11 protein-coding genes are annotated in these 15,864 nt (G+C 66.5%); 2 read left to right on the top strand and 9 right to left on the bottom strand.

The window, feature by feature from the left end; all coding sequences use genetic code 11:
• Positions 1-10 precede the first annotated feature (10 nt).
• Positions 11-1,387 carry an NAD(P)/FAD-dependent oxidoreductase gene (locus tag PQR40_RS20950; RefSeq protein ID WP_408394291.1) on the top strand — a complete coding sequence of 459 codons (1,377 nt, stop codon included), beginning with the start codon at positions 11-13 and terminating at the stop codon, positions 1,385-1,387.
• Positions 1,388-1,537: 150 nt separating this feature from the next.
• Here PQR40_RS20950 and PQR40_RS20945 read toward each other — a convergent pair whose 3' ends face one another.
• On the bottom strand, positions 1,538-2,431 hold the full coding sequence (locus PQR40_RS20945; protein ID WP_408394253.1) for a LysR family transcriptional regulator ArgP: 894 nt from the start codon (positions 2,429-2,431) through the stop codon (positions 1,538-1,540).
• Positions 2,432-2,528: 97 nt separating this feature from the next.
• On the opposite strand from PQR40_RS20945, the gene PQR40_RS20940 reads away from it, so the two are divergent.
• Positions 2,529-3,164 carry a LysE/ArgO family amino acid transporter gene (locus PQR40_RS20940; protein ID WP_408509791.1) on the top strand — a complete coding sequence of 212 codons (636 nt, stop codon included), beginning with the start codon at positions 2,529-2,531 and terminating at the stop codon, positions 3,162-3,164.
• Positions 3,165-3,221: 57 nt separating this feature from the next.
• Here PQR40_RS20940 and PQR40_RS20935 read toward each other — a convergent pair whose 3' ends face one another.
• From PQR40_RS20935 to bcsZ, 8 genes are read right to left on the bottom strand one after another with little or no spacing between them, the layout of a single operon-like run.
• Positions 3,222-3,494 carry a hypothetical protein gene (locus tag PQR40_RS20935; RefSeq protein ID WP_408509790.1) on the bottom strand — a complete coding sequence of 91 codons (273 nt, stop codon included), beginning with the start codon at positions 3,492-3,494 and terminating at the stop codon, positions 3,222-3,224.
• A complete protein-coding gene (gene bcsG, locus PQR40_RS20930; protein WP_408509789.1) occupies positions 3,491-5,041 on the bottom strand; it encodes a cellulose biosynthesis protein BcsG in 1,551 nt (516 codons plus the stop codon). The genes PQR40_RS20935 and bcsG overlap by 4 nt, the downstream gene beginning before the upstream one ends.
• Before the next feature lie 42 nt (positions 5,042-5,083).
• Positions 5,084-7,630 (bottom strand): UDP-forming cellulose synthase catalytic subunit, encoded by a 2,547-nt coding sequence (gene bcsA, locus PQR40_RS20925; RefSeq protein ID WP_408509788.1) that lies wholly within the window; start codon positions 7,628-7,630, stop codon positions 5,084-5,086.
• Positions 7,627-8,427: a cellulose biosynthesis protein BcsQ gene (gene bcsQ, locus PQR40_RS20920; RefSeq protein WP_408394263.1), complete on the bottom strand. Its 801-nt coding sequence runs from the start codon at positions 8,425-8,427 to the stop codon at positions 7,627-7,629. Before bcsQ ends, bcsA begins: the two co-directional genes overlap by 4 nt.
• Positions 8,424-8,630 (bottom strand): hypothetical protein, encoded by a 207-nt coding sequence (locus PQR40_RS20915; RefSeq protein ID WP_408232501.1) that lies wholly within the window; start codon positions 8,628-8,630, stop codon positions 8,424-8,426. Before PQR40_RS20915 ends, bcsQ begins: the two co-directional genes overlap by 4 nt.
• Positions 8,630-10,642 carry a cellulose biosynthesis protein BcsE gene (gene bcsE / locus PQR40_RS20910; RefSeq protein WP_408394265.1) on the bottom strand — a complete coding sequence of 671 codons (2,013 nt, stop codon included), beginning with the start codon at positions 10,640-10,642 and terminating at the stop codon, positions 8,630-8,632. Before bcsE ends, PQR40_RS20915 begins: the two co-directional genes overlap by 1 nt.
• A 32-nt stretch (positions 10,643-10,674) precedes the next feature.
• Positions 10,675-14,583, bottom strand: coding sequence for a cellulose synthase subunit BcsC-related outer membrane protein (locus PQR40_RS20905; RefSeq protein WP_408509787.1), 3,909 nt, complete (start codon positions 14,581-14,583; stop codon positions 10,675-10,677).
• Positions 14,562-15,863: a cellulose synthase complex periplasmic endoglucanase BcsZ gene (bcsZ, locus tag PQR40_RS20900; RefSeq protein WP_408509786.1), complete on the bottom strand. Its 1,302-nt coding sequence runs from the start codon at positions 15,861-15,863 to the stop codon at positions 14,562-14,564. The genes PQR40_RS20905 and bcsZ overlap by 22 nt, the downstream gene beginning before the upstream one ends.
• Position 15,864: the final 1 nt, after the last annotated feature.

The following is a 15,864-nucleotide window of genomic DNA, read 5'->3' as shown; positions in this document are numbered from 1 at the left end:
GCAGCAATGCATGCCGCACACGGCAGACGCGGCAGAAGCAGTGCAAGTGGCGCAAACCGCGCAAGCGGCAGCGCATCGCGTCGTGGTCGTCGGCGGCGGTGTCGGCGGGCTTGGGCTCGCGACGCGGCTGTCGGAAACGCTCGGCCGCGCCGGTCTCGCGCAGATCGTGCTGGTGGATCGCTGGCCGACGCACTTCTGGAAGCCCTTGCTGCATGAAGCCGCATCGGGCCAACTCGATCCGGCCACGCATCAACTGCAATACGCGGTGCAGGCGCAACGGCATGGCTTCGAATTCGAACAGGGCGAACTTGCCGCGCTCGATCGTACGACCCGTCACATCACGCTGAATGCGCTCCACGACGCCGACGGCCGCGAAATCCTGCCGTCACGGCAGCTCGCATTCGACACGCTGGTGCTGGCAATGGGCAGCGTCACGCAATACTTTGGCGTGCCGGGCGCGGCCGAACACGCGTTGCCGCTCGAATCGGTCGCGCATGCGGAAGCGTTTCGCCGCAAGCTGCTCGACGCCTGTCTGCGTGCGAACCATGCGCGCCGTGCACGGACCGCGCAAGCGGACACACCGGTGTCGATCAATATCATCGGCGCGGGCGCGACCGGCGTTGAACTCGCCGCCGCGTTGCGCGACACGGTGCGCCTCCTGAACCGCTACAGCCCGTTTTCACTCGATCCCGTGCACGACTTCCGCATCCGTCTGATCGAGAGCAGCGAGCGCGTGCTGCCCGCTTTGTCTGAAACGATTTCGGCGCGCGCGCAGAAGATGCTCGGCAGTCTCGGTGTCGAGGTGTTGAACGCAACGCGCGTCACCGAAGTGCGCGCCGACGCCGTGCTGACAAACGAAGGCGCGCCGCTCGCCAGCGACATCGCCATCTGGACCGCGGGCATCGCAGGGCCGCCAGTGTTGCGCACCCTGGACGGCATCGCGGTGAATCGCAATGCACAGGTGCAGGTGAACCGCACGCTGCAATGCACGAACGACGCGAATATATTTGGACTCGGCGATTGCGCGGCCTGCCCTTCTTCTGAAAACGCGGACACGTTTCTGGCGCCCCGCGCTCAGGTCGCGCACCAACAGGCGCTGTTTCTGGCACGTGCGCTTAAGTGCCGGATAGCGGGAGAGCCCTTACCTGAGTTCGTCTATCGCGACGCCGGCACACTGGTCGGTTTCGGCCGCGAAGGCACGATCGGTAGCCTGAGCAACAGCTTGCTGACGCAGCCGGTGTTTGTCGACGGCTGGCTGGCAACCGCCGTCTACAAACTCATCTATCGCCGCCACGTAATGACGTTGACAGGCTTCGCGCGCATGGCGCTGGATTCGGCGAGTCACTGGCTGCGCAGACGCGTGCATCCGGTGATCCGGCTGCATTGACAGCTTTCGAATAGCGTACGAGCCGGACCTCGCCAGGGATCCGGCTCGTACGCATCACGGCCTGCATGTCGCGCTACTCGGTCTGAAAAGCGTCCGCCATCGCGCGCGATGACCGGCGCGCCGCTGACGCCGGGCCAGCAAAGGCGAGCCTCAATCGAGAAATTCCGTGGCTCGCTTGCGCAGCACCGCACCGAAATCGTCGAGCCAGCCGATCGAGAGCCGCCAGCTCTGCCAGTACAGATCGATATCGATATGCTTGCCGGGCGCCATGTCCACTAACTCGCCGCTGGCCAGATGCGGCGCGATCATGCGTTCGGGGCACATGCCCCAGCCAAGTCCCGTCACGCATGCGCGCAAAAACCCGGCAACGTGCGGAATCCAGTGCAACGGCGGATCCAGTTCCGCCCGCGTGATGCGGCGCATGAAGCGCTTTTGCAACTGATCCTTCGGATTGAAATCGACGCACGGCGCGCGCCGCAGCGACTCGCGCGTGACGCCGTCGGCAAAATGACGCTCACGAAACGCCGGCGTGCATACCGCCAGATAGCGCATCCGCCCGAGGCGGGTCGAGCGGCAGCCCTGCACCGGCTCCGCTTGCGTGGTAACCGCCCCTTGCACACTGCCGTCGCGAATCCGCTGCGCAGTGTGGTCCTGATCGTCGACCACCAGATCGAGCAGCATCTCCCGTTCCACGCAGAACTGCGCCACCGCGTCGATAAACCAGGTGCCTACGCTGTCGTCGTTGACGGCCACGCGCAGTGCCGGCCATGGTTCGACCAGCGCGCCGGGCAGCGCGGGCAGCCGTCCGCTCAGCTCCGCTTCCAGCAATTGCACGCGTTCGGTATGGCGGCACAGCAGCGCGCCCGAGGTGGTCGCGACGCACGGCTGGCCGCGCTTCACGAGCACGCTGCCCACCCGTTCCTCCAGCAGCTTGACCCGCTGGGAGACGGCTGACGGGGTCACATTCAGTTCGCTGGCCGCACGGTCGAACGAGCCGTGCCGCACCACCGCGGCCAGTGCGTCGAGCAACGCATAGTCGAGCATTAGCGTTCCTTAATCAGCATTAAGTAAATTAGCTTCTCTTATGAGAAGCAACACCGCAGACTAGCCCCGTTCGCTTCCCCCGTCTACTGGACCGATTATGAATTGGCTGTCTTTTTCCCACGGTGCCGCCCTGTGCGCGTCGCTGATCGTGACGATCGGCGCGCAGAACGCCTTTGTGCTCCGTCAGGGCATCATGCGCTCGCACGTCGGCAAGATCGTCGCGTTGTGCGCGCTGTCCGACTTCATCCTGATCGGCGCGGGTGTGGGTGGCGCGTCGGTCCTGGTGGAACGCTTTCCGGTATTCGTCCACGCGATGCTGTATGTCGGGCTCGCCTATCTGGCGTGGTTCGGCATCAACGCGCTGCGCCGCGCGGTGCGGCCCGGCCATGCGGTGCTGGACGCCAACGGGAGCGGCACCGCACCTGCCGCGCGTGCGGCACCTGTGCAACGCGCCATGCCGATCATCCTGATGACCTTGGCCTTCACGTGGCTCAATCCGCATGTGTATCTCGACACTTTCCTGCTGATCGGCACGGCGGGCGCGCGCGAACCGGAGGGCGCACGCGTGGCGTTCGCGCTCGGCGCGATGGCGGTGAGCGGAGTCTGGTTTGTCGGGCTGGGCTACGGTGCCCGTGCATTGGCGCCGCTGTTCCGCCGCGCGACGGCGTGGCGCGTGCTGGATGGCGCGATTGGCAGCATGGTGCTGCTGCTGGCCGTGACACAGTTGCGGTGAGCGTCGCGCACGCCGCCTGAGGACAGCGCGCCGGCCGGCGCGCTGCAGCGCAAGCGCCTAGTCGGCCGCTGCCGCTTGCACGCGTTCGTCCGAAGTGGGCGCCGTGCGCGCCACGGGCATTGCGGGAGCCGCAGCTTCGTCGAGCGGCACAAGCTTCATCAGCCGGGCGAGCACCGGCCACTTCAGCAGCGACAACTGATAAGACTCCCGCGCCTGTTCGTCGAAGTACCTGGCCGGATCGAGCTCAGGCAACCGGCGCCCAAGGCCGGTGATATCGTCCACCGGCCAGCCGCTCGCCGGCGCCCTCACTTCAGGATTGGCTACTGTCATTTGCCGTCCACCCATACGCCGTCCGGCGTCTTGACTACGTAGCCCGACGCCGTCTTCATCGTCACGGTGCCTTCGTTCTCGCCGACCATCTGCGTTTGCGGCAGATTGGCGGCGTATTGCGCCAGGGTCACGCCCGGCTTGAACGGACTGTTCGAGACGAGGTTCGACAGCAGTTGGGCAACCGCCAGGAAACTCGCCGGGTTATCGATCACGGTGGTCGGTCCATGATTGCCCTGGAAACCGACCAGCCGCACCCCCGCCGGTCCATGCACGATGCGCGGCGTGGGGATTTCACGCAGACCGGCGACCTGATTCGCATCCCCGCGCAGCGCCGCGCCATGCTCCGGCACGAATACGATCACCGCGCGCCGCCCCGAGGCCGCGATCAGATCCGCAAAACGGTCAAAGTCGCTCATCATCTTGTTCACGCGCTGCGGATACGAATCGATACTCGACAGACTGCTGTTCGGCAGACGGTTGCCGTCGTGCAGGCTGATCGTGTTGTAGTACAGCGCCACCGGGCCGGGCGTGCTTGCGCGCTGCGCATACCAGCTGGCGAGCGTCGCGTAATCGTCGTGAATGGCCGAGCCATCGAAGGCATGCATCGCGACCGGCACGTTCGCGTTCGAGATCATCGCCACGTTCGGCACACCGGTGTTGTCGTGCACCAACTGCAGGAAGTTGTCGAAGTGGCCGTCGTGATTCAGCATCGTCTGCGGCGTGTAGCCGGCCTGCGCCAGATCGGCGAGCAGGTGGCATTGCTGCGGCGCATCCTTGTAGAGATCCGCGTGCGCTTCCTGCCCACAGCTCGCACGCAGCACGCGAATCGCGGCCGGTCCGCTGTAGCTGGCGGCTGTGCTGAAGTTGGTGAACAGATAGTCGAAGTGGCTCAGCATCGGATGATTGCGCGCCTTAGCCGCGTCGAGGTCGTCCCACGACAACGAACAGATATGCAGCACGATCACGTCGAACTGCGTGTTCGCATCGGCGCCGAGATGACCGAAGGTAACTTGCCGTTGCGATTCCTGCGTGCGGAAGGCAGATAGCGCCGCGTTGTGATCCAGTGGCTGCGCGGCAAGTGCATTGCCGGATGCCGCCGTGGCTGGCCCGATCTGCAGCCGCGCATACACCGCGTTACCCTGTTGCCACAGCGGGATCGCGACCAGCGCGATCAGCACGAAAGTCGCCACACGCAGCCAGCGGTTGACGATCAGATAACCAACCAGGCCGCCAAGCGCGGTGAGCAGGAGCATCGGCGGCAGGAAACGCTGCGCGAGTTCAAGCCAGTAGCCAAAGCTGAAGGTGGTGAGATTGCCGAACTCTTCGGTCAGACGCGAGAACGGCGGCACATTCGCTTCGTAGTACATCAGCGGGATGCCGATCGCGAGACCGAGCAGGTTACGCAGGATGCGCCAGCCGCGGTGGCGCAGCGTCGCACTCGCCACCAGCGCCAGTGCGAAGACGATGTTGGCGATCCACACCGGCTGCAGATGTCCGCCCGTGAACAGGTACAGCTTGATGATGAAATACAGGTTCCACAGAGTCATGCTTGGCGTTCTCTCATTGGCCGGGCGCACGCGCCACCGGCATTAATAGCGTGTACGGTCCAGCGCGAGCAGCGACTGAAAGGCGCGCAGCGCCCCGCTCAGCAGCCGCGAATAACCTTCCATGCCCATCGTCAGCACTTCCTTCAGGCCGCGCAGCGGCGCGTCCTCAATCGTCTCTTCGTCCCAGTTGAGCCAGGCGTCGGCACGGCCGAACGTACATTGCACCATCTGCCGCTCCTGTTCGAGCGTCAGGCCGTCGAAGCGCACACCGAGGTGCGAACCCACAAAACGGCTCACGTGCACCGGAAAATGGAATTGCCGGTCGCCACGGCTCAGACACACGCCGAGGCTGTCGCCGAGCGCAAGCTTCAACGCCGGATCGACTTCGAGACCGAGACCGCCGGTCGAATAGTCGCTGGTGGTGCACGCCACCGTCGTGCCGTCTACGAGCAGCAACGTCGCCGCGGCCCGCATCGAAATACGATGGGTGACGCGCACCTGCTTCGCTTCACGCGCCACGCTCGCTGCGGCACCGAGCATCACGAGGTTGTAGAGCGTCCAGAACACGTTCATCAGGATCGTCGCGGTTTCACCGCCCGGCCCGAACGTCAACCGGTACACGCCCGCCATCAGCGCGCAGCCGTTCAGCGCCAGCAGTACCAGATACGGTTTCGACACCGCCCAGTCGAAGTAGCCTTCATCGATGCGGCCGCCCTTGTCAGTGACATTGAACTTGCCGTGCTTCGGGCTAAAAAACGCGATAGTGGTCGGCAACGCGATGTACCACGCGAGCACCGATTCGTACACTTCGGCCCAGAACGAATGGCGGAATTTGCCCTGCATCCGCGAGTTCGCGATGTTGGCGAGCACGATGTAAGGCAGGACGAAGCCCGCGATGGTGGTCGCGGACGCGTTGATGAAATACATCTGGAAGAACAGGTACGCCATCGGCATGGTCAGGAAGATGAGCCGCGGCACGCCGTAGAAGAAATGCAGCATCGCGTTGCCGTAGCACAGGCGCTGAAACAGACTCAGACCGCGGCCGAGAAACGGATTGTCGATGCGGAAGATCTGCGCCATGCCGCGCGCCCAACGGGTGCGTTGCTTGATGTGGCTGGCGAGACTCTCGGTGGCAAGACCCGCTGCCTGCACGGTCGGCAGATACGCGGTCGTATAGCCGCGCCGGTGCAGCTTGAGCGCGGTGTGTGCGTCTTCCGTGACTGTTTCGACCGCCACACCACCCACTTCGAGGAGCGCCGTGCGCTTGATGACCGCGCACGATCCACAGAAGAACGACGCGTTCCACAAGTCGTTGCCGGACTGCACGAGCCCGTAGAACAGATTGCCTTCGTTGGGCACGCGGCGAAAGGTGCCGAGATTGCGCTCGAACGGATCGGGCGAGAAGAAATGATGCGGCGTCTGCACCATCGCGCATCGGGCGTCACGCAGGAACGTGCCCATCGTGGTTTGCAGGAACGAGCGGGTCGGCACGTGATCGCAATCGAAGATCGCAATGTACTCGCCGTGCGTTTTTTCGACCGCGCGGTTAATGTTGCCCGCTTTCGCATGCTGATTGTCGTCGCGCGTGATGTAACCGATACCGGCATCGCGAGCGAAATTCCTGAATTCCTCGCGATGGCCGTCGTCGAGCAGATAAACCCGCAGCTTGTCCGCGGGCCAATCGATTCCCTGGGCGGCAAACACGGTCGGCCGCACCACCGTCAACGGTTCGTTATAGGTCGGAATATAGATGTCGACGCTCGGCCAGCTCGAGGAGTCGGCGGGTAGTTCGGAAACCGTACGATTGAGCGGCCATGCGGTCTGCACGAAGCCGAACAGCAGAATGATCCAGGTGTACGCTTCTGCGCCGAACAGCAGATAGCCGAGAATCGCCTCGCCCGGCGTCTGGAACGACAGCGTTTGCGTGACGCGCCACCAGACGTAGCGCATCATGGCGAGCAAGGCCAGCGTCGTCAGGATCAGCGCGGGCATGCGGCCGGGGAAGCGGCGCACCACGAGCGCCACGACCACCAGCACCGCGAAGAATTCGAACTGGCCGTCCGTCGACAGTGGCGAGGTGCCGATCATGGTCCACAGCACGCCGCCCGCCACCACCAAGAACGGCAGTAGCCAGCGAATGTGGCCGACGCGTTCGGTGCCGGCTTCGAGCCGCATACCCCAGCGTTGCCACGGCAGACTCGGCAGCCTCGCTTCGATGTACCGGCGCACGCGCCGCCAGCACAACAGCACCGGCACCAACCAGCGGTCAATCCACGCAAGCACTGCGCGCACCTTGGCCACGCCCGCCTGGGCGTGCGGCTTCGGCGCCCGGATGAACGCGCGCCACAACCACGCACGCAGGCGATGCGGTTCGAGCACGCCCCACTGGGTGGCCAGATGCAGCACGGCAGCGTGGATCCACAAGCGCGCGACATCCGCTTTGCCGGCTGCCGGCGGCTGGAAGAACACACGCACGAGCCAGTCGAGCGCCGTGCGCTCGGCGGGAAGTCCGAGGCCGCGCGCGAGCCGGTCGAACGCGCGCTGGCGTAGCGTGCGTTCGTTGCGGCTAGCGGACGTGGCTCCGTTCATGGCTGCCCACCCGCACGGCGCGCGTTTGCCGCCGGTGCATCAGAAGGTGCAGCAGCGAGCCACGCATGCAGCCAGTTCGCTAGGCCTTGCAGATCATGCGATGCCTGCGAATGCGGTGCGTCGTCGAACAGCCATGTGCCGCGTGCGAACGATTCGGGCAAAGCCGCGTCCAGATGCACGCGCTGCGCGAGCGGCAGGCCGTCACCGAGCGCGGCACCCAGCATCGCCAGTACGTCGCGTTGCATGTCGCGCGCCGGATTCAGCCGGTTGACGATGATCCGCAGATTCGCGCCGCCGCTTCGCAACGCCTCGAGCCGCGCGACCAGGGTCGCGCAGGCGGCCGGCTCGGGCGGCGTCACGCACAGCACGAGATCGGCACTCTGCACGGCCTGCCCGGCTTGCTGCGACGGGTAGCGGGCCGTGTCGATGAGCACGACGCCATCCTGCGAAAGATCGAGTTGCGCGAGCGCGTTCGCAAGCCACTGCGGTTCGGCCGCGAGGCGCGCATCGCAGCGCGCGCTTTGTTCGAGCGACACTGCGCCATACGGAACGAACAGCACGCCTTCGCTGTTGCGCCACGTGTGCGCGTGCCACGCTTCGTTTTCGTCGAGCATGGCTTGCGCGAGGCCGGCCGGGGCGAGGCAATCGAGACCGAGGTGCGCGCCGAGCATATTCTGCGGATCGAAATCGAGCGCGACCACGGGACGGCCGCGCCGCGTGAGCAGCACGGCGAGCGCGGCGCTCAGGGTCGTGCGGCCGCTACCGCCTGCGGTGGAGACAACCGCAATCGTCTTCATGACGTGCCCCCAGCGGCGCGCTCCGCGTCGGGCAACAGGCGCGCGCGCAATGCGACCGGCTCGATTTCGCAGGGCACCGCATCGCGCGGATCGAAGTGGCGCATCGCCGCGAGACCGCGACGCGAGCCGGCGCGCTGCCACACGATCCACACCGGGATCGCGAGAATCAGCCCCGCGACAAAACAGATCAACAGAAATCCCATTACTCGCTCCCCTTCTTGCGCAGCGGCATCGCGTAGGGCTCGGCACGGCGCTGCGGTGGGGCCGCGCGGAGTGCCGGCGGCTGCGGTGGCTGCGGCGCGTTTGACCCGGGCGTTGCTTCGTGCCCTGCTACCTGCCCTGTCTTCTGCTCAAGCTCCTGGGCCGCTTGCGCGCGCGCGGCCCCGAGCGCCTGCTCCACTGCGACGAGCTGGTCTATCGTGGACATCCCCTCCCCGACCGGCAAAACCGTGCCGACGTGCGCGGCTATGGCCGGCGCAGCGGTTTGTTTACCCAACGGCATCGCAAACAGATCGCTGTAGTCGGCGATCGGCGTGCGCCGGCTCGCCGTGGCGAGCGCATTCAATTCATCGCCAATGCTCTGCTCCGCCAGATACACGATATCGCCCGCGATCCGCTCGACCGGCACATTGAAGATGCGGGCGAGCGCGGCGTCCGCGTCGGCCAGCCGGCAGGCGAACAGAAACACGTACAGATGCGAGGCATCCGCCGTGAAGACGTCGCCCGCACGGCGCGGCACGCAGCTTTTCAGCGCTTCGATATGCGCGCATTGCGGCAGCAGCGTCAGCTTGACGAGCACATGCGGCAGTTGCAGCACGGCGCTGCGTTCGAGCACCGCGCGCACCCGCGTGCAGTACGTGCCGGCCGGCAGATAGCCAAGCACGTCTTCGCTCAGCGCGGCGCTGAGCGCGGTTCGATAATCGGCGGCGACGGGTCGCGTGTGCAGTTGTCCCTGCAACGATTGCAGCAGCGACTGCATCCGCGAAAACGGCAGATCGCGACCGAGCACCAGGTTGGCGCCGAGCGTCAGCACCAGCAGTTCGTATTGATGGCGCAGCACTTCACCCCGTTCGGCGACGACGATCTTCAACGCGCGCCCGGCCTGGCGGCGCAGCGCATGAATCGCTGCGCACAGTGCATCGAGCTGCGCGCCGCCGGCGTAATCGAGCACCACGGTCGCCGCCTGCGCGCCAACGCATGCCGCGAGTACGGCCTGCTGATCGGCCAGCACTTCCCAGTTCGGCGGGACCCACGCCTCGTGTCCGCGCACCACCGCGCGGCTGACCACTACCCGCTGTTCATCGCGCGCCAGCAGCCCATCGCCTCCGGCACCATTGCCAGGCGTATCGGACGCAACGCTCAGCCGGCCGCTATCGGTAAAACGCAGCGAGCGTACGTCGCCGGTGACGAGCGTGCGATCCGAGCGCCAGAAGTCCACATGCCACAGCAGTTCGCCGTGGGTGCGCTCCATCCGCGCGACGCCCGCGCAGGCTGCGTGAAATTCGTTGCGGCCATGCTGCGCCGCTGTGCCGTCGAGCGCGGGTGCAACGAACAGCGAATCGGCATCGGTGGCATCGGCGTCCGCGTCCGATTGCGAACCCAGCAGCAACACCAGCGTAATGTTGCGCACCGCGCACCAGTTCGCGAGCATCCGGCCTTCCCGCGCGAGTGCGGCCGGATCCTCCCAGTTGAACCAGCGCTCGGCGCCTTCGACGAAATACAGCGAGCGCGAACGGAAACCGAAACGCTTGAGCGCGCGCAGCCCGCCGAACACCCTGGCAAGCGCGACCGGCGGCACCCCATGGATGGCTGCATCGGCGGAACCGGCCAAGGCGTTGCCGGTCGGCGGCATCGCAAGGACGCTCAGGTTACGCGGCCAGCCGGAAGCCGGCGCATTGGCGCTGAAACCGAGTTCGCGCAGGCGCGACGCGACCTGTGCGCGAGCGCGTGCCAGCACGACAGTGACATCGCGCGCCTGCGCCTGGCGCGCGCTTTCCCAAAGCAGCGCATCGGCGCCCGGCGTGCGCGCAGCCGCGTAGATCGCGTAGAGCTTGCCGGCTTCGAGCACGGCCCATTCGTCGGGGAGTGCATCGATCGCCAACTGGCCGAGCGACCGCGCGCCGCTCTCCGAGCCCGCCCGGCGGACAGCCTGCAGCAGGCGTCGCACAAAGGCGCCGGCCAGCGTCGGCTTGAGTGATTTCGAAACGGTGCTCACGCGTGGCTTCCCTGATCTCGTTGTATCGCCGCTCAAAAGCTGGAGTAAAGGCGCACAGGCCTCGGCGACAGACTGTTGTCCTGCTTGCGTCCGTCGAAGGTATAGCGCATGTACAGCAGCGCGGAACTCGGTGCGTAGTCATGCGAACGGTCGATGCTCAATTGCGCGCCCGCCACCAGATAACGGTTGAAGCGGTACTGCACGATGCCGCTCAACCCATACGAGAACGCGACGCCGCGCGTCGAACTGGCCGTGTTGACGAGGTTGCTGAAGCCCGGCGCCGAGGCGGCCGTATTCCACAGACTGTTGAGCGCCGGCGACGCACTGTTCAGGGCGGGCAAACCGTTCGGGTAATACGGCGAGTCCTTCTCATACGAATTCGACACGCCGACAGTGGCCGTCAGGTCCCAGTTCAGCGCATCGCGCCGGCCGGCCCATTCGATCGGCACGCCAACCGACAGATAGCGTTGCGGGCTGTAATAGCCGCCCTGCCCGAACGAATAGAAGCGCTGATTATTCGTGTAGTGCCAGACGTTGCCGACCAGCCCCGTGCTCACCAGCGTGTTGACGCGCTGGTAGACCGGCACGGTGAAGCCGGTGCGCAGGGTGATTTCCTGGTTGCTCGCCACATTGCGGCCGGTCAGCATCCCCGCGCCGACATCGGCGAACACGCTGCTCCTGCCGATATCGACGGCCGTGTGGAAGTCGAGGCCGTCGCGACGCACCCCGCCCCATACCGCGCCGCTCACCGGATCGTGCATGCCCGCGTACGACAGCAGGCTGCTCGTCTCCGGACGGCGCGAGCCGCTGATCGAAAAGCTCGCCGGTCCCGCATCGAACTGATAGCGCACGCCGCCAACCATGTAATGCACGGGAAAACCAAGCGGCGTGGTGCCGAAGTCGAAGCGCCATGCGTCGGACGTATAGCCGGCGCCGAGCGCGACACCGGTGGCCGATTGATGCAGATACGGCAGCGTCGCGGCGAAGTCGGCCACGGTCTGTGCCGGCACGTTTTGCGATTGCGCGAGCTTGTCGGCGGCGCCCAGTGTGCCGAACGTGTCGCGTGTGAATGCGTTCGCGTCACTGACGTCGAGCGTGCCGGCATCGATATGAACCGTATCGGCGTGGAGGAAAAAGTGGCCGTCGTAGCGATAAGGAATCTGCAGGTACACGGGCGCTTGCCACGCACGAAACTGCGAAATGCCGCTGTCGCCCGACTTATAGGCGGGTATCCATGCTGTCTCGATCTCCGGATTGCGGCGTTGCTGCAGATCGGTCAGCGCGGCCTGCGCGGGCGTGCCGTCAGGACCGGCCGTCACACCCGCCACGCGCTCCTGCGTAAGCGACAAACGGTACAGCGATTCGGCGTTCTCGTACTGGCCCAGGTCCTGCGCAATGCGTCCGCTTTGCACGGTCACGTCCGGCCGCGCCGGATACGCGACCCGCAAGGCCGAGGTGATCTGCTCCGCCTCCTGCGGGCGGCGCAATGCCGCCAGCCGGCGAGCCGCGGACAGCCGCGTATCGACGTCGTCGGGCGCCGCGCCGTCGATCACCGTGCGCACGAGATCGAGCGCCGAGCGGCGATCACCGCTTTGCTCCAACACACGGGCGAGCGCCAGTTGCGCGTCGGGATCGTTAGGTGTCGCGGCCAGCACCGGGGCCAGCGCGGCGCGCGCGGCCGCATAGTGCCCCTGCAGCCGCTCGAGATCGGCCACTTCGAACACATACCGCTTGTCGCGCCGGCCAGCCGGGCTGACGCGGGCGAGCAGGCGCCGCGCGGCGGCAAAGTCCTGGCGATCGAGCGCTTCGTCGGTCTGCCGCAGGATCAAACGCAACGCCTGGTCTTCGAGACGCGCGCTTTGTGCGGGGCTCAGTTGCACGTCGTCGCTGCGCAGTGACGTCAGCCATACATCCAACTGGTCATTGCGTTGCGCGCTGCCGAGCAGATCGCCGTAACGCAGACGCACGTCGGCGTCGGTCTGCTGCGGATGCGTGTCGATCCAGTTCTGCAGCAACGCGAGGCCGCGCTCGGGTTGGCCGTGATCGATCCACATCGAGCCGACCGCGGCCAGCAGGTTCGGATCGTCACCGGCCAGAGAGCGTGCCTGCTCGAGCGCTTGCGCGGCGCCCGCCTGATCGTCCTGCGCGAACGCGGCTCGTGCTCTCGCGAGGCACTGCTGCGCTTGCAGGTTGCGCTCGAGCGCGCGCATGCCATCCGTGCGGTCCTGATCGGCGATCGGCGCAAGCACGTCTTGCGCACCGCCGATGTCGTCGAGCGAGTTGCGATAGAGCGCGCTCGCATAGCGCATTTCGGGTGACGCCGACACGGAAAGGCCATCGTCCATCACCACCCGCCCGAGTTGCGGCAGACCCAGATCGCGATACAGGCGCGCGAGCGCAAACCGCGTCCACGGTGCATCGGGTGCGAGCCGCAAGGCCGCTTCGTAGCGCTGGGCGGCCGGGCCGCGCTGGCCGGCCATCAACAATTTTTCTGCTTGCCCGCGGAGGATAGCGGCGCGCAGTTGCGCGAGGCCCTGGCGGTCGTCGGCAGCAGTGAAACGGCTTTGCAAGGCGTCGAGGAGGGGCGCGACCTGAGCCGCGCGACCGGTGTTCTCGAACAGCGTCTGGGTACTGCGCACCGCGGACAGATTCGGTTCGCGCGCCGCCAGCAAGTCACGCAGCAGCGGTTCCGCGGCACTCCAGTTGCGTTGCGCGAGCAGCGCGTCGGCGAGCATCAGTTTGGCGTCGGCGTTGGCCGGCTCCATCGCGAGCGCGGCGCGTGCGGCCCGCTCGGCATCCTGCGGACGTCCGGCTGCGGCGGCCTCGCGGCCCTGCGCCAGCGTGCCCCAGAATTGCGCGGCACGCGCGAGGCTTTCCCATTTCCCGCGATTGTCCGGCGCGAGCGCGGCCGCGCGCAGAAACAGCGTGCGGGCTTCGTCACGCCGCCCTTCGCGCATGCGCACCAGACCGAGGCCGCCAACCGCCTCGGCGTCGTTCGCCCGGGCTTGCGCGGCTCGCGCCAGCAGCGGTTCGGCCGTCGTCAGATCGTTGCGCGCGAGTGCCTGGAGGCCGCGCTGCTGCGCGATGTAGTCGGGATTGCGTTCGAGTTGCCGCTGCGCCTCCAGTTGCGCTTCGATCACGCCGACCCGGTCCTTGAATTCGGTATCGTCCGGCACGAGTTGCAGATAGGCGCGCAGCGCGGCGAGATAAGCCGGATCCGCGCCAGCGGATTGCAGCACGTGACGCCATGCGTCCAGCGATGCCGAGCGATCCGAGTCCGGCCGCGTGGCGAGATTCCATGCGATGCGATTGGCCTCCGCGCGCGTCTCGCCGCGTGCGTTCAGCAGATTGGCGAGCACCAGCGCCGAATCGAGATCCGACGGATCGGCAGCGATCCGCTGACGCAATGCGCCGACTGCCTGCACGCGGCCCTCGGGCGTGCCCGCGATGATCTGGTAGTACTCGGCGCCGAGCGACCCCGACGGCGCACCGTGCGGAAACAGAGCGACCAGCCGCCGCGTCGCTTCGGCGGACTGGCCGCTGCGCGCCATCAGGCGAATCGTCGCCAGTTCTTCGCGGCCGTTGGTGGCAACGCGGAACTCGTCTTCGATCTGCTGCGTGGCCGGCGTGCCGGGGGCTTTGATCCGCAGCCGCGCCAGCGTCGTCTGCGCGGCCTGCGCCTCGCCGAGACGCAACTGGATGCGCACCTGCTCTGCCAGCAACGAAGTATCGTCCGGCGCGATCAGCAGCGCTTTCTGGATCGACTGCAAGGCGAGATCGTCACGATGCTTGGTCGACCACATGCGGGCCGTCGCGAACAGGCGTTGCGCGGCGGCGTTTTGTGACGGTGCGGTTGTGCCGACCCACGCGGCTGCCGACGCGACCTGCGCCGCGAGGCAGAGCAACAGCACCGCGCACGTTAGCGGGAAGCGGCGCGACACGGCGAACTCCAGTGCAGGTTGAGGGTGCCGTCGGCGGCAAAACGATAACGGCCATCGCGCCAGCCCAGCCCGAACAGACTCAGCACACTGGTGTAATAGCCGGCCGGCGTGTCGCGATCGAGTTGTTCCATGCGCGCGATCTGCGCATCGCCGAGCGCGCGCTGGCCGCGCGCGTCGAGAAATGGCACGGCCGCTGCGGAGAAGCCTGCGTTACCCATGTTCGCGCCGACGCTGCCGTTCGTCGTATCGACCTTTTCCGGCGGCGCACCGTGCGCGGCAATAAAGCCGGCGAACGGCGCGAGACGCGTGAGCAGCGGTTGCGCGAGCGGATCGCGGGGATTGAGCATGCCGGCCCACAGATAGACACGAATTGCGTTGTAAGCGCTCTCGGCCTGGGTTTGCGGGTCTGGCGCGAAACCCTGTCTGGCGCGGTACAACGCCCAGTCAGGCGAAAAGCCGTGCGGCGCGGTGTCGAGCAGGACCCGGCCGGTACTGGCGAGAAGGCGCGTCCAGCGTGCGTCGTCCGGCAGGCGCGTGCCGATGCCGCGGACCACCTGCGGCGGCGAATAACTCGGATTGACGCGCCACACGTCCGGCGCCGGATGAAAGCCCACCGGCCCAGGCAACAACGTCAACCCGAGACCAGGAACGCTGGCGGTTTCCTCGTCGAGCACGCGCTTCGCGAGAACCGCGCCACGCGCTGTATAGCTGCGTTCCTGCCACGCGCTGCCGGCTTCGAGCAGTGCATAGGCGATCCACAGATCGGCATCGGACGAAGCATTCGCATCGAGCACGTCCCATTGCCCGCTGTCCGTGCGACCCCATAACCAGGCCGGCAGGTGCGCGGTCAGGTCGCCCTGGGCGAGATGCGCCTCGGTCCAGTGCAGAATCGAATCGAAGGCCGGGCGGTCGTTGGCGACGAGCGCGAAAAATAGTCCGTACGACTGACCTTCCGATACCGTGCGCGAATCGGCCGAGCCGACGTCGATCACGCGCCCTTCGGGCGAGATGAAATCGCGCTTGAACTGCTGCCAGCGCGGCCATGCGGGCGCTGCGCAACTGTCTGGCGCAGGACTGGCGAGCCCTGTTGCGGTGGCCGGCAGCGGCAAGGCCGCAGCGAACGCGCCGCTCGCGAACAGGGCGGCCACGCCGGTAGCCACACTGGCAGACACGCTGGTGGCAATCGTTGCGCCTGCCACCGACGCGAGACGTGTGCGCGCACTCGCCAGTGCCCCGCCGGGCGCCTGCCACAGCGACGCTTTCCACTTCACCGGCAGCATC

Source organism: Paraburkholderia sediminicola (genome assembly GCF_046026855.1).
Classification (GTDB): domain Bacteria; phylum Pseudomonadota; class Gammaproteobacteria; order Burkholderiales; family Burkholderiaceae; genus Paraburkholderia; species Paraburkholderia sediminicola_A.
Note: the sequence above shows the minus strand (reverse complement) of the source record. Positions and strands in the feature narration are given on the sequence as shown.